The sequence below is a fragment of the Vibrio panuliri genome (assembly GCF_009938205.1).
Lineage (GTDB): Bacteria > Pseudomonadota > Gammaproteobacteria > Enterobacterales > Vibrionaceae > Vibrio > Vibrio panuliri.
Map to the genome: position 1 here is coordinate 1,993,521 of NZ_AP019654.1, position 14,599 is coordinate 2,008,119.

Annotated in this window: 12 protein-coding genes; 5 read left to right on the plus strand and 7 right to left on the minus strand. The window is 46.0% G+C overall.

From position 1 onward, the window contains the following. Nucleotides 1–36: 36 nt before the first annotated feature. The 7 genes from GZK95_RS09065 to hinT form a co-directional block, all read right to left on the minus strand. Nucleotides 37–1,326, minus strand: coding sequence for an NAD(P)/FAD-dependent oxidoreductase (locus tag GZK95_RS09065; RefSeq protein ID WP_075715660.1), 1,290 nt, complete (start codon nt 1,324–1,326; stop codon nt 37–39). 443 nt (nt 1,327–1,769) lie between these two features. After that, the gene (gene ycfP / locus GZK95_RS09070) at nt 1,770–2,312 is read right to left on the minus strand and encodes an alpha/beta hydrolase YcfP (protein ID WP_075715659.1); all 543 of its coding nucleotides are present in this window, start codon (nt 2,310–2,312) and stop codon (nt 1,770–1,772) included. A 138-nt stretch (nt 2,313–2,450) separates the two neighbouring features. Then, nucleotides 2,451–3,305 (minus strand): phosphotransferase, encoded by an 855-nt coding sequence (locus GZK95_RS09075; RefSeq protein WP_075707937.1) that lies wholly within the window; start codon nt 3,303–3,305, stop codon nt 2,451–2,453. 19 nt (nt 3,306–3,324) lie between these two features. Beyond that, a complete protein-coding gene (gene lpoB / locus GZK95_RS09080) occupies nt 3,325–3,915 on the minus strand; it encodes a penicillin-binding protein activator LpoB (RefSeq protein ID WP_075707939.1) in 591 nt (196 codons plus the stop codon). Between the two features lie 64 nt (nt 3,916–3,979). Further along, entirely contained in the window at nt 3,980–4,366 is a 387-nt protein-coding gene (locus GZK95_RS09085; RefSeq protein ID WP_075707941.1) for a YcfL family protein, read from the minus strand. Further along, nucleotides 4,366–5,757, minus strand: a complete 1,392-nt coding sequence (locus tag GZK95_RS09090) for a COG3014 family protein (protein WP_075715658.1) — start codon at nt 5,755–5,757, stop codon at nt 4,366–4,368. Before GZK95_RS09090 ends, GZK95_RS09085 begins: the two co-directional genes overlap by 1 nt. Before the next feature lie 91 nt (nt 5,758–5,848). Continuing rightward, nucleotides 5,849–6,199, minus strand: coding sequence for a purine nucleoside phosphoramidase (hinT, locus tag GZK95_RS09095; protein ID WP_075707945.1), 351 nt, complete (start codon nt 6,197–6,199; stop codon nt 5,849–5,851). 365 nt (nt 6,200–6,564) lie between these two features. Here hinT and GZK95_RS09100 point away from each other — a divergent pair, with 365 nt between their 5' ends. The 5 genes from GZK95_RS09100 to GZK95_RS09120 all read left to right on the plus strand — a co-directional run bounded on the left by GZK95_RS09100 (nt 6,565) and on the right by GZK95_RS09120 (nt 14,589). Further along, nucleotides 6,565–8,556 carry a methyl-accepting chemotaxis protein gene (locus GZK95_RS09100; protein WP_075715657.1) on the plus strand — a complete coding sequence of 664 codons (1,992 nt, stop codon included), beginning with the start codon at nt 6,565–6,567 and terminating at the stop codon, nt 8,554–8,556. A 151-nt stretch (nt 8,557–8,707) separates the two neighbouring features. Next, complete coding sequence (locus tag GZK95_RS09105; RefSeq protein ID WP_075707949.1) at nt 8,708–9,877, plus strand: DUF1887 family protein; 1,170 nt, start codon at nt 8,708–8,710, stop codon at nt 9,875–9,877. Nucleotides 9,878–10,033: 156 nt separating this feature from the next. Then, the gene (norR, locus tag GZK95_RS09110; protein WP_075707951.1) at nt 10,034–11,560 is read left to right on the plus strand and encodes a nitric oxide reductase transcriptional regulator NorR; all 1,527 of its coding nucleotides are present in this window, start codon (nt 10,034–10,036) and stop codon (nt 11,558–11,560) included. Nucleotides 11,561–11,797: 237 nt separating this feature from the next. Beyond that, nucleotides 11,798–13,456, plus strand: a complete 1,659-nt coding sequence (hcp, locus tag GZK95_RS09115) for a hydroxylamine reductase (protein ID WP_075715656.1) — start codon at nt 11,798–11,800, stop codon at nt 13,454–13,456. Between the two features lie 71 nt (nt 13,457–13,527). Further along, complete coding sequence (locus GZK95_RS09120) at nt 13,528–14,589, plus strand: hybrid-cluster NAD(P)-dependent oxidoreductase (protein WP_075715655.1); 1,062 nt, start codon at nt 13,528–13,530, stop codon at nt 14,587–14,589. Nucleotides 14,590–14,599 lie beyond the last annotated feature (10 nt).

Sequence of the window (14,599 nt, forward strand, 5' to 3'; positions counted from 1 at the left end):
GGAGCGGATGCTCCGGTTTCACTGAAAGAAGAGCGATTAGTGTAGTTTTAGATTTGGTCGCAGTACGCGGTTGATACGCCCCATTAAAACGATAAGCGCGGTTTTAAACACACCGTGCAACGCCATTTGGTGCATACGGTACAGTGAAATGTACACCACACGAGCAATGCGCCCTTCAATCATCATTGAGCCTTTGGTCAAGTTGCCCATCAAGCTGCCCACCGTAGAAAAGCGACTCAAAGAGACCAGTGAGCCATTATCTTGATAAACATAAGGCTTCAACTCACGACCTGTTAGCATCGCAACGATATTACCAAATGCACGGCTCGCCATCTGGTGCGCAGCTTGAGCACGAGGAGGAACAAACGAACCATCCGCTTGAGTGCATTGCGCTAAATCGCCAATCACGAAAATGCTATCGTCACGAGTCGTTTGCAAGGTATCCTTAACCACAAGTTGGTTAATTCGGTTGCTCTCCAAACCACCAATATCTTTCATAAAGTCAGGTGCCTTGATGCCTGCAGCCCAAACCATAATTTGTGCTGGGATCTTCTCACCATCTTTGGTCGTTAGGCCATCTTTATCCGCTTGAGTCACCATAGTGGCAGTACGAACATTGACACCCAGTTTAGTCAGTTCTTGATGAGCCGCACCTGAGATTCGAGGCGGTAATGCAGGTAAAATACGCTCACCAGCTTCAATCAAGTTTACATTCAGTTTGCTAGAATCTAGGTCACCAAAACCGTATGTACGTAGCTCTTTTACCGCATTGTGCAGTTCCGCTGAAAGCTCCACACCCGTCGCACCAGCACCTACAATAGCGATATCGACAGTGCCGTGGCCATTCTTCGCATGCAACTTCAAGAACTCGTTGTTCATATTGGTACGGAAGCGATGAGCTTGTTCTGGGCTATCGAGGAAGATGCAGTTTTCACGCACACCTGGAGTATTGAAGTCATTTGATGTCGAGCCAATCGCCAGTACCAATACGTCGTACTCTAGCTCTCGAGTTGGCATCAGCAACTCGCCTTGCTCATCTTTAAGCTCGGCCAACTTGATCACTTTACGCTCGCGATCGATATCTTCCAAACTACCGAGTTGAAAATCGAAATGATGGTTCTTCGCGTGCGCACGGTAGCTCAGTGCGTCAACGCCTTCATCCAATGAACCTGTCGCAACTTCATGCAGCAAAGGCTTCCACAAATGGCTCGCCTTACGGTCAACTAACGTAATGCTTGCGCGACCTTTACGACCAAGAGTTCGACCCAATTTAGTTGCAAGCTCAAGACCGCCTGCGCCGCCACCTACTACGATAATTCGTGTCATAGCAACTGTCCTCTAAAATATCAAAACGAAAAATTATCTGCGCCAAAATGGTTCAATACTTGCCATTTTGGTCTCAGCCCGCTGCGCAGACTGATTAAATTTTTTAGGCTTCGCACTGCAAATGCGACAGAGGTTCTCTCTATGAACTACACGACTGGATTTAAGCTCGCACCGAGCGAGATGACATTCAAACACAAAAAATCAGTGCTAGAACGCATATTTTGGGTAAGTTTTTCACTCACTCTCAATTTTTTTTGATATTTATCAAATAATTTTTATGTGACTCATTATATAGAGCAAATCTGACGACGCAACTAGAGATTGCAATAAACTCATTAGAAAATGTATGGGATTATGTAATCAAAGATTTAATTTCTCACTTTTGCTGTATAAAAAAACGGCACCTTTGCGGTGCCGTTTCTAAAACAGTGCTTAGGCAGTGATTAATCACCTTGTTTGAATGCCTTCATCTTTTGTAAGTGCTGAGAAATCTTCTTGAACTTATGCGGTTCATTCTCATCCCAAATAATCGTGTAGTAAGCTTCAAGTTCACTCGCTGACTGCTGATTGTCGACAACCTCATCTTCTTTAGACAAAATCACCAAGCAACGCTCGCGGTTTTTGTTGCGAAACTCTTCCACACATTTGGTGGCGATATCTTCATACTCTTCAGGGCGATCAATGCGACCTTGCATATTACGCTCTGGGTGCAAATTCGGGTTAAAAATAACCTGTTTAATACCGCATAAAAAACCAATGCGCTCAGACCAATAGCCCCCAAGCCCTACCCCGCAAATGATTGGGTTAGGATCGTCCGACTGCTCGACCACTTTATGCACTTCTTTTAAAAGGTGCTGCATATCATGCTTTGGATGCAGGGTACTGTAGTTGATGAATCTGACGTCATCATCAATAAATTGAAGTTGAAGAACCTTCTCGTGGTTACCCGGGCTGGTACTATCAAATCCGTGTAAGTAGATAATCATATTTATTCCCCGATTTAACTGCAGGCTTATTGAATGAACTAACCAATTCGCAACAAGCTCAATTTAATCTAACACGAAAGCTAGGGTTTTAAAGGGCTAGAAGAAACAATATGTTGTTCGAAGATTGAAACAGTGATCTCACGTGCAAAACTGTTGTTTCAATTGCTCCGCTTGTTGGTAGTAATACTCATCTCCCCATAACTGAAAAGCCAGTAAGTACCACAACATCGCCATCATATTGGCTCTTGGACGCCAAGCTCTCACGCCTTCAAACCAGTCATCAATACCCTCAATCTGTCTCATTTGACAGTATTGGTGAATTGCTTCCATTTCATCGACATCAGCGACATCAATGCTGAGCGTCAAATCCAATCTTGGGTCACCAATCGTCGCGTACTCCCAATCAATGATCTGAATTCCGGCCTCAGACGCCACCATGTTATAGCCCGCAAGATCAAAATGGCATAAGGTCGCCGTCACCTCAGCCAAGCTAGGGGCATTACGCCAATCACGGTAAATTGTTTGGTATTCTTCACTTTTTAGTTCGGGCTTTAACTGTATCCAATAGTGGTCGACCCGTGCAGTGAAATTAAACGGTGCGACGGGGATGCGAGTCGTTGGCACGTTATGCACCGCCACGAGCGCTTCAAGCAGTTGTTCAAACGACAGAGAGTCGGCTAATGAGGCACCTTCTAACCATTCAACAAGCAAGCCTTTGTCATTGATTGACACGGGTTTGGGGCTAAGACCACTGTCTTGGATCGATGAGAGGATTTGAAACTCTTGAAAACGAGAAATTGAAAAGGCTTGGGTGATAGGAGTCGTCGGTCGCCACACATAGGCGCGTCCATTTGATTCAACAATTTTCCAACAACGGTTGGTCAGGCCCCCTGTTAAGGTCTGTGCATAATCAGGGGGCACAGTAAAGAAACGCTCCAATGACACCAATGAACTATCTAACTGACATGCTTCACGCCAAGACATTCGCGCCATGTAACGCTCCTTCTACTTTTTATAGGCCAAGAAAGCTCTTAGATTGCTGTTTACGGATTTCTGTCTCGTCAGCCCATTCGATTAGGCCCGTTTCAAGATCCATCAAACGCATCGTCATTTTGTAGTAAACGTCTTTGTCACTACCTGCAGATTTGGCAATACTTGAAAGGTTGCCGTAAAGCATGTATTGCGCGCCTACCATCTTACCGAACTGAATCGCGTTGCTTTGATTCGCAAGCTCATCGTTGTTCTGGAAGTTTAGTTGCTCACGCACCGCTTCTACACGACCCATGTCAACAAAACGGAATTTACCAGAGTTGAGCATTTTGGTGCTGATTGAATCGGTGATGGACTCAGTATCAATGTGTTCACTGGTTTTGTTCTTGATGCGCTCAACAAACACGATTGGACGAGAATCACGAGTAATCGCCGCAACCGAACCCGATTTCAACATGCTGTCGACCATTTCACCGGCAATCGTTTGTAGATCCGTCGAACCAAAGTCGATCGTGGTTGTTTCTACCGCTTGCGCGTCACCGTAACTGACTTGATTTGAACAGCCACCCAATGCAACAGCAAGACCAAGTAGTGCAATAACACTCTTATTCATTCTATGTTCCTTAGTATTTATTTGGTTTGACCAAGCTCGTGCAAACTTAGTTCCTCACCGAGTATTAATCATTATTATTTCGAATTTGAACTCTAAATTGAGTCGCTTCAGGGCTTACGGATATTTCCGATATAGAAACCGTTTCTTCACCGCGAATAATCAAACGGCGCCAATTGCCTAACTTACTCACTTCTAACCCTTGATCGTCATACCAGTAAAAACGGTAGAGCAAATCATGGTCTGAGCTAATATTACTGGTCAAGCTAACGATACCTTGCGTATGTCCATCCACCACCGCGGTGGTAATGTCATTCACGGCTAAACTGCGTGACATGGAGTCGTTCGCAAACAGCACTTTTTGCGTATCGCCATCGATTCTTAATCCAGAGGTGTTTGTCGCACATCCTGCAATGGCAAACATTGATAAGATCACTAATACGAATTTCTTCATCACAATCTTCCTAGTTGCTTATGCCACACCGTAGCATTGTTTCCTTGACGAGATAACCATACCAACGCGGTGTTCCCTTCAGAAACACTAAACTGATATGACCGTCCCCCGATATCCAAACGTTGTTGTCCTGCTTCAACCATCATGCTGCTCGAACGCACAGCCGCTGGTAGCGTTTGCCAACTACGTGTATCTGGCTGCTCAGTGAGCGTGTTCCAGACATTGAATAATAAGTTACCAACATCGTCTTTGCTGGCCGCTTCTTTACGAATCCGATCTTTGGCAACCACTCGCAGTGCTTGACGTAAAATAATACTCGGCATTCGTTCAGAGAGATCTTGCTGCGCCATAAGATTCACATCCGCTAAGAGCTCGCTCTGAACAGTTGAATTGTTTAGCCGCAATGGCGGTAAGGTCACATTTTGGCTCGGCGCATAATAAGGCAAGGCTAGAGAATACAACGCGCCGTTTCCACGACTGTCATAAAGGGGTAAAGATAACCGCCAATCTTGCATCGCTTCAACGGTGTCCTGCTCCTGAATAATGATCACCCTCGCCTTGCCAACCTGATTAGCTTGGGCTTTGCCATATCGCTTTTGCAGCAAACGCAGATCATCACTCATGCCCAAGCGACGCGCAGTTCGCATTGTGCTGTCAATTACCGCGCGGTTATCAGGCATCACTGCCAACGCGCGACGATAGTCAACATACGCACTATTGAGATCACCATCAGTCTCATACAACAATGCCGACAAATACATGAGGTAAGCATTTTGAACCGCTTGTAGCTTCTTGCCCGCATCAGGATACTTTGCCAACACACTACCTAAGTTTGGTGTTAGTCCCTGAGACTCCATCTCTGATTGAGCGTTTTCTAGCTGTCTTTCTCGCTCAGCGCGAGCACGTTCTTGCACCTGATTAGCGCGACGCATTTCGACTAACGCATCATCTAACTTGTTCTCTTTGACGTAGTTTAGCCCTAAGTATAGATGGAGAAACCCAAGCTCATAATCCGCAGGATAATAGATGTTAAGGTTATCATTGACCGCCAAAGAGCCAATACTGGTCGCGGTATCGGTAATCGAAACTGTGGCTTTGTCTTGCTCTCGACGTATCGCCTGATCACTCAACTCAAAAGAGGACTGACTCTGCTGTGCATTGTTGTTCAGTAGGTAGACCCTACCTTTCTCGAAATTATCCAGAATATCGCCAGCAATATCGTCAGGAAGCGCTTGTTCAGCTGCGGCATAATCGCCCCGTTTTACCGCTTGGTAAACTTCTTGGTTCTGCGCACTATAGTGACTAAACAAATTCCCAGCAGAAAAGTTAGCGCAAGCCGTCAGTTGCAAAGCACTCATGGATAGCACGATGAATCGAATCGCTTTATTCAAGCCGTACTCCGTCATTTTTGGTATTTAGTAAAAAGCACAACCGCTGGATTGTGCTTTTATGTCATCTTATATAGACCCGCAAAGATCAGGTTTAGTTCATTAGCAATGGACCCAATGGTGCGCCGCCCACTAGATGCATATGAATATGGTACACTTCTTGTCCACCATGGGCGTTACAGTTCACAATCAAACGGTAACCGTCCTCAGCAATGCCTTCCTCTTGAGCGATTTTTTTCGCGACAGTAAACATGCGTCCCATTGCGAGTTCATCATCCACTTCAACATCGTTGACGGTTGGGATCAATTTATTCGGAATGATAAGAATATGTTTTGGCGCACGTGGGTTAATATCACGAAACGCAGTGACAAGATCATCTTGGTACACTACGTCGGCAGGGATTTCTTTACGAATAATTTTACTAAAAATAGTCTCTTCAGCCATGCTGAACTCCATGAATAATTAACCAAACTTACTGCTATAGCAAATTAACCGCAATCTGACTGTTTCAACATCGGTTATTCCGCTCTATACCTAAATGGCTTCAAGGTTCGTGATTAATAGCATTGTCCCTAGTTCCAGAACAAGAAAACAACACCTTGAGGTTACTTAGGTATATATGACGAGTATGCGTCATGCGTCACTAAATCACAATTAAAAACAGCGACAGCTAAGATTGACGAAATCTAATTTGCAAAGTAGTCAAATTATTTTTGTCTTGTGCGTCATAAAACCTGTGTCTCTTTATCAAAACAACTGTCTAATATCTGATAATTTTTAATGAAAATTATCAAAACAAGGAGAGATCTATGAAGGGCTCGGTGATCAGACGCATGTACGCTGGCTTTACATTGATCATATTAATGTTCGCGGTGTCGACTTTTATGGCACTGAGGAGCATGGAACAAATTCATGCCAACTTCGCTAGTGTCACCAACACCTCGCTGCCGTTAGTGTCATTATCCAACCGCACCAATGTTGCGTTGCTTTCTGCCGATAAGCTATTCAAAGATTACCTGACTACGCAAAGTTTTGAGCGTATGGACGCTATCCGAGCTCAATTTGTCGAAGCAGAGAAGCACTACGGGGATACGTTGCAACAACTTGAATCCGCCAGTGCCAATGACCCCTCACTATTGGCGCGTTTTGATGAGGTCAAGCAGATCGAGCAACGCTACTTTACCGAAGCGAAAGATGCGATGGATAACTATCGCAATATGTTCGAAGCACAAGAGCAAGTTCAACTTTCCACTCGCCAGTTTCAACGCTTGCACTCCCAACTGAGCACGGGCATGAAAGAATATGTCGATACACAAGACAATATCGCCGTAAAACTGATGTCGAAAAGCTATTTTGAGAAACTCAATGATGCAGAGGTAATTACCTCCGACGCATTAGCAAGTAGCGACCCGGAAATAGTGGCGCAAGCTGTTACCAAAAACAAAAAAGCCGTTACCCATCTTAACTACGCCTATCGCGGCTTGGCTGTGCAGATGCCTTCTCTAAAAGAAAAGTTTGATGCACCAGTTGCCCAATTTACCATCGATATCGGTCAAAAAGGCGGAGTACTCGACCAACATGACAACTATCTGAATGCCCGCAAAGCCTTGTATGAAAACATCGCGAACTTGACACAAGAAGTGGACAAGTCTCGAGCACTACTTGACTCTTTTAGCGCTAGTGCCCAAGAGAGCCTAAACAGTTCATTAAGTGATGCAGGCGCAGTTTATGACTCCGGATTTGTTCGTGCTATTTTCTTGTGTGTCGGCGTGGTTGCGCTGGCTGCCGGGATTGGTTATCACATTGCACAAAGTGTACGTAGCCCACTCCATCGCATTCTAAAAACGCTCGAAGCTCTTAGCCAAGGCGATATGACACAGCGCATTGATATTAAGTACAAAAATGAGTTCAGCCGTGTTAGCGGACATATCAATACGCTAGCAGACAACCTCCACAATATTTTGCTGCAATTGAATCAGGCATCTGACGATTTAACCCAAACGGCCAACACCAACCAACACACTCTCACGGGGGCGCAGAGCCAGCTCGATCAACAACGTCAACAAACCGCGAGTGTCGCGACCGCGATGAATGAAATGAGCCAGTCGGTTGAAGAAGTGGCGCAAAGTGCGCAAAACTCATTGCAAATGGTTGAGCAAGTTTCGATGGCGTCAGACCAAGGTCGTCAAATAATGAGTGCCAGTATTACCACCATCAACCACTTGGAAATGCGCTTAACGGAATCTGTAGATGCGGTAAAACAGTTGCAAAATATGAGTGGTCAAATCGGCTCTATTCTCGATGTGATTCGCAATATCGCTGAGCAAACTAACCTGCTCGCGCTTAACGCAGCTATCGAAGCCGCTCGTGCTGGAGAACAAGGCCGTGGTTTTGCCGTGGTAGCCGATGAGGTGCGCGTGCTGGCCCAACGAACCACGGAGTCTACGACAGAAATCGAAAGCATGATTGGCGAGCTGCAAAGTAGCTCTAGCTCAGCAAGCAACGTTATCCAAAGCTGCATGCAAGACATGACATTAACCGTTGACCAAGCATCTGATGCCAACAGTGCAATGGAAGAAATTCAGTCATTGATTATTCAAATCAGCGATATGGCGGGGCATATTTCGAGTGCATGTACCGAGCAAAACAGCACCACCACAACCATTGCACAAAGCGTCGAAGAGATAAATGAGATTGCAGACTCGAGCTATCGTGCAATGACTGACATCGCCGAAGCCAGCAGTACCCTCACTCGCTTAGCTAGCCAACAAGGGGATTTGGTCCATCAGTTTAGGTTATAAATGTCAATTTCCTGCTAAATAATTGAACAAGGGCGATTAAAATGACTAATCGCCCTTGTTTTTTATAGACCTTAACATTATATGGGTATTAAGGCTTGCTAGTTGATTCACCTTAGTACCCCGTTTTGCAAGCCAACGATGAGGAACAACTATGACAATTCATGTTGGCATAATCGATCAAGACCCTATTCGCTTGGTCACACCATTATTAGATAATCGAACCATTAGTCACCATATCGTGTTTATTGGTATCGATGCGCAAAAAGAAATGTACGAGCGTCTCCACAGTGTTTTAGCCAAACGCCAAATCACTTCCGAATTTTTTGAAATCCCCAATGTAGCGAACACCTCCCGTATCAAGCAGACCGTTATCCAACTTGCTGATGAGCTCAAGTCACGTGGTGAAGGCGTTAAGCTGAATGCCAGTTGTGGTTTGCGTCACCGATTGCTTTCGGTATACGAAGTTTTCCGTAGCTATCATTGGCCTATTTTTGTCGTAGAACCAAACAGCGACCGCCTTTGCTGGCTTTACCCTGAAGGCAAAGAAGACACTCAAGTTGAAGACTTGATTACCATTGATGACTATCTGACCATCTTTGGTGCGCGTGGTGAGTTTTCTGAGCAGAACGTGCCAACTCAGCTTGATCAAAAACTCTATGAACTGGGCGAGCGCTGGGCCAGCAACGCACTGGAGTTAGGCCCTGGTCTTGCAACCCTAAACTACCTCGCAACAACATGTCGCAAAGAGCAAAAGCTCGACGTCGAACTGTCTGAAAAGCAACAAGGCTACCGCGAGCTCAACATGCTACTGTCGGATTTAGTCGAAACTGAAATCGCCACCTATGAAAATGGGCTACTGACATTCGCGAGTGAAGAAGCGCGTCGTTTTTCTAACGGCGAATGGCTAGAAACTCTAGTTCACAGCACGGTGCGCCAAATTCAACAAGATATGCCAACCATTCAAGATCACTCTTTGAATGTACAGGTATATCGCCAATTGGGTGAACGTGAAGTGCGCAATGAACTAGACGTGGCTTCTGTGGTCAATAACAAGCTACACATCATTGAATGTAAAACCAAAGGGATGCGTGATGACGGCGACGACACCCTGTACAAGCTCGAATCGCTGCGCGACCTACTCGGTGGTCTACAAGCTCGCGCGATGCTGGTGAGCTTCCGTCCGTTACGTTATAACGATATTACGCGTGCCGAGGATCTAGGTTTAGCACTCATTGGTCCTGACGAGCTAAAAGATCTCAAAACCCACCTTACCCAGTGGTTTGCAGAAGCAGGTGGTTCAGAGGATTGCTCGGACTGCTAACCTCACATCACTTCCGTTGATTACCTAGCCTCACCCCGGTGGGGCTTTTTTGATTTTGATCTCTGTCAAACGTACACCATTCCCCTCACTGTGGCGATGTACTTTTTACATCACACTGTTAGCATGTTGACTCTTTCATCAATAATAAGCATGGACATGACAGTCAACGTTGAGCAAACCTTACTCGATATCGCCCTTAATCTCAGCACTAGCCTTGCGAGTGAAGAGCAATATCAACACATTGTCGAAGGCATTAGCCAAGTATTCCCTTGTGATGCTGCCGCCCTATTTATTCTTGATGAGCAAGGATTCTTAACACCCGTCGCTGTTAAAGGCGTCTCTCACTCAATATTAGGTCGACGTTTTTTCCCAAGCGCTCACCCACGCCTGCAACAAATTATGCAAAGTCGCTCACCGGTTCGTTTCGATGCCAACTGCCCGTTGCCCGACCCTTTTGATGGCGTGATGCTCACGGCTGATCAAACTATCGACGTACACGACTGTCTGGGTTGTAGCCTCTATGTCGAAGGGCAGTTGGTGGGCGTACTCACTATGGATGCACTCAATGTCGGCGCGTTTGACGACTTAGACACCATGATGGTCGATACCTTTACCGCCTTGACTGCGGCAACCCTGCGCAATATTGCTCAGCTCAAAGCGCTAAAAGCACAAAACCGTAAGCATCGCTCCGTCACCCAGACCCTTATCCAGCAAGCACGAACTCAACAAGGCGAAATGGTCGGATTTAGCCCACAGTTTGAAAAGCTCAAACAGAATATTGCTACTGTCGCTAAATCAGATTTCGCCGTGCTGGTATCTGGAGAAACAGGAACAGGGAAAGAGTTGGTCGCGCATAATCTCCACGCACAATCTCATCGCGCGGATAAACCCATGATCTATGTTAACTGCGCAGCCTTGCCTGAAGGGCTAGCAGAAAGTGAACTGTTCGGCCATGTCAAAGGAGCATTTACTGGTGCTAACAGCCATCGCTCCGGCAAATTTGAACTGGCGGATGGTGGTACGATTTTCCTCGATGAAATTGGCGAATTACCACTGATATTGCAAGCCAAGTTGCTGCGAGTGATACAGCAAGGCGAGTTGCAGCGCGTTGGTAGTGATCAACACCTGACTGTCAATGTGCGAATTATCGCAGCCACCAACCGTAAGCTCGAAGAAGAGGTCGAACAGGGACGCTTTCGTGCCGACCTGTTTCACCGACTCAACGTCTTTCCGATTTATGTCCCGCCGCTAAGGGAGAGAGAGGGTGATATTGCGGTGCTCTCTGGCTATCTGCTGGAGAAAATGCGCACCCAATTTAATGCACCTAACTTACATGTCCATCCAAAGGCACTGCAAGTACTAGAGAGCCAAGACTGGCAGGGTAACATCCGACAACTTGAACATAGCTTAACCCGCGCGGCTTTGCATGCCATTCAACACGAGCAAATGACGATTCAACTGCATCACTTTGATGATATTAAACCGTCAGATGATGTTAAAAATACATCTCGATATTTCCCGCTCGACAGCCAACCAATGCGTACGCTCGTCGAGTTATATCAAAAGGATTTGATCACACATGCATTGGAGTGTTCGAACAAAACATGGGCACAAGCAGCTGATTTTCTTCAAATGGATCGCGGAAACCTCTATCGAATGGGCAAAAAACTTGGCATTCAATAAACCGCTAAGTAAGACTCACGTTGTAATAAATACATCAAACTCGATGTGCTTATTACAACACCCATGTGACAATATCGAACTAATATCCAATAAAATCAATTAGATAACAGTTGGCACGCTCCGTGCTCTTACAGCGTTATTAAAACAACATTGCCTTACTTAGGCTCCCTAGCGTTGATCGCAACAAGGGAGACCAAGGACGCAAGATAACGACTAAGAGTAAACTGGAGAATCACTATGTTCTGTATTCAATGTGAGCAGACAATTCAAACCCCAACCATTAAAGGCTGTTCATTCACGCAAGGGATGTGTGGTAAAACATCGGAAGTGTCTGACTTACAAGACGTTCTAGTTTACACACTACAAGGCGTTTCTTACTGGGCACAACAGGCTCGAGAGTTTGAGATCATCGATACAGAGATCGACAATTGGGCGCCACGCGCGTTCTTTGCAACTCTCACCAATGTTAACTTCGATCCTGAGCGTATTCTTGAGTTCACTCAGCAAGCTGCAACCTATAAAGCACAGCTAAAACAACAAACTTTCGCCGCAGCGACACTCAACAATGTCACGCTTGAGGCTGCCCCTCAAGTCGCTGAATTTGAGCTTCCAGCCACGGCTCAAGAAGTATTGGCATTTGCTCCACAAGCAGCGGTCAACCGCGGTAAAGATGCGGTCAATGAAGATGTAATGGGTCTTCGCCTGCTATGTCTATATGGTTTGAAAGGCGCTGCGGCCTATATGGAGCATGCCCGCGTACTTGGACAAACCGACGCTGAGATCCATGGACAGTTCCACAAAATCATGGCATGGCTGGGTACCGAGCCAACAGACCTCAATGCATTGCTTGAATGTTCTATGGAAATTGGCTTAATGAACTACAAAGTGATGGAGATGCTCGACCTTGGCGAAACGACCACTTTTGGTCACCCAGCGCCGACCGCAGTAAATGTAAAACCAGTAAAAGGTAAATGTATCTTGGTTTCTGGTCACGACTTACATGATTTGGAAAAAATCCTGCAGCAAACCGAAGGCAAAGGCATCAATGTTTACACCAATGGTGAGATGCTGCCAGCGCACGGCTATCCAGAACTCAACAAGTACCCACATCTGGTGGGCAACTACGGCAGCGCTTGGCAAAACCAGCAGAAAGAATTTGCCAATTTCCCTGGCGCAATCGTGATGACATCAAACTGCCTGCTCAACCCAAATGTTGGTCAGTACGCCGATCGCTTATTCACTCGCAGTATCGTGGGTTGGCCTGGTGTCAGTCACATTGAAGGCGACGATTTCTCTGCCGCTATCGACGCAGCGCTCGCTCAACCTGGTTTTCAGCACGATGAAATCGAACAGATGATCACTGTCGGCTTTGGTCGCAATGCTCTGATGAACGCCGCTCCTGCGGTCATAGACCAAGTGAAACAAGGCAATATCCGTCATTTCTTCCTAGTTGGTGGCTGTGACGGTGATAAAGCTGAGCGTAGTTACTACACAGACTTCACTGCGAATGCGCCAGAAGATACGCTGATCTTGACGCTGGCCTGCGGTAAATTCCGTTTTAACAAAAATCAGTTTGGTGACATCAATGGCATCCCTCGTCTGCTTGATGTTGGCCAATGTAATGATGCCTACTCAGCAATTCAACTGGCGTTAGCACTAGCAAAAGAGTTCGATTGCGATATCAATGAACTGCCACTGACATTAGTACTGTCTTGGTTTGAGCAAAAAGCGATTGTGATTCTATTGACGCTGTTCGCTTTGGGTGTCAAAGGCATCTACACAGGTCCAACTGCACCTGCTTTCTTGACCGATAACCTACTGGCAATTATTCAAGAGAAGTTCGACATGCGCGCAATTAGCGATGTCGAAAGTGATATGCAAGCCATCCTAGGCTAATCATACTCCTCTGCCATAGTCACTCGCGGACAAATGGCAGAGGATCTTGCTACCTGATTCTGAGATATACCATGTCTACTTCCATCAATGCTGCTCATCAACAGCAAAGCCTGCCAGCGACACTTCGTTGTATTGATAAGTGGTTTGAAACTAAGGACTGCGTTTCGATTCTCCTCAGCGCAGAGAATCCTTCCCCATTCAAATTCAAGCCTGGTCAGTTTGTCACCATCGGTGTCGAGGTTGAGGGCAAAGCTGAATATCGCGCTTATTCGATCAGTTCACTCCCTAATGAGCAGTCACTGCAACTGACTATCAAACGCGTCGACGGTGGTAAAGTGTCGAATTATATGGTTGACCACCTGACGATTGGCGACAGCTTAGAATGCTTACCTGTTGCTGGAGAATTCAACAACATCGATTACCCACCACAAAGTATTGATGGTCAAAAAAAAGTACTGCTGATTAGTGCAGGCTGTGGGATTACCCCAGTCTTCTCGATGGCAAGGTCTTGGCTGGCACAATCAGACGGTGTTGATATCTGTTTTCTCCATATTGCCCGCAATATCGAGCAAACCATCTACTTTGAGCAACTGGAAAAAATGCATCAGCAGGAACAGATGTTCGATCTTAAACTGCTATTGAAAGACGCACAGTCGAGTGGATATCCGCAAGGCCGCTTAACCGCTGAGTTGCTTGAGACCTTGGTTCCGGACTTCGCCACACGCACGGTTTACTTGTGCGGACCGAGTCAGTTTATGCTCGATGTAGTGAGTTATCTTGAACGGCTTGATTTTGACATGGCAAACTTTCATCAAGAAAGTTTTACGCCTACTGAATCCGAAACGATTGAAGATACATCGGCAAGCTCCGACTCAGTAAGCATCGAACTGCCCGCATTTGGTCAAAACCTGCAAGTGAGTAAAGGGACGGTGCTTGCTGACGCACTTGAGCAAGGTGGTGTTCCTATTATTATCGCTTGCCGCAGTGGGATCTGTGGTTCTTGCAAGTGTAAAGTGAAGGTTGGACAGGTAGAGAGCAGCAACCATTCACCATTGAGTGAAGAAGAAATCGCCCAAGGTTATGTGCTCGCTTGTTCATCAACCATCGAAAGTAACGTCACCATCGAACTTTAAACGGAAAAAA

Coding starts and splice junctions, on each gene's coding strand:
- GZK95_RS09085 (WP_075707941.1), bottom strand. CDS start 4,366: ATGAAGAAATTCGTATTAGTGATCTTATCAATGTTTGCCATTGCAGGA.
- hcp (WP_075715656.1), top strand. CDS start 11,798: ATGTTCTGTATTCAATGTGAGCAGACAATTCAAACCCCAACCATTAAA.
- norR (WP_075707951.1), top strand. CDS start 10,034: ATGACAGTCAACGTTGAGCAAACCTTACTCGATATCGCCCTTAATCTC.
- GZK95_RS09075 (WP_075707937.1), bottom strand. CDS start 3,305: ATGGCGCGAATGTCTTGGCGTGAAGCATGTCAGTTAGATAGTTCATTG.
- GZK95_RS09105 (WP_075707949.1), top strand. CDS start 8,708: ATGACAATTCATGTTGGCATAATCGATCAAGACCCTATTCGCTTGGTC.
- GZK95_RS09065 (WP_075715660.1), bottom strand. CDS start 1,326: ATGACACGAATTATCGTAGTAGGTGGCGGCGCAGGCGGTCTTGAGCTT.
- ycfP (WP_075715659.1), bottom strand. CDS start 2,312: ATGATTATCTACTTACACGGATTTGATAGTACCAGCCCGGGTAACCAC.
- GZK95_RS09100 (WP_075715657.1), top strand. CDS start 6,565: ATGAAGGGCTCGGTGATCAGACGCATGTACGCTGGCTTTACATTGATC.
- lpoB (WP_075707939.1), bottom strand. CDS start 3,915: ATGAATAAGAGTGTTATTGCACTACTTGGTCTTGCTGTTGCATTGGGT.
- hinT (WP_075707945.1), bottom strand. CDS start 6,199: ATGGCTGAAGAGACTATTTTTAGTAAAATTATTCGTAAAGAAATCCCT.
- GZK95_RS09120 (WP_075715655.1), top strand. CDS start 13,528: ATGTCTACTTCCATCAATGCTGCTCATCAACAGCAAAGCCTGCCAGCG.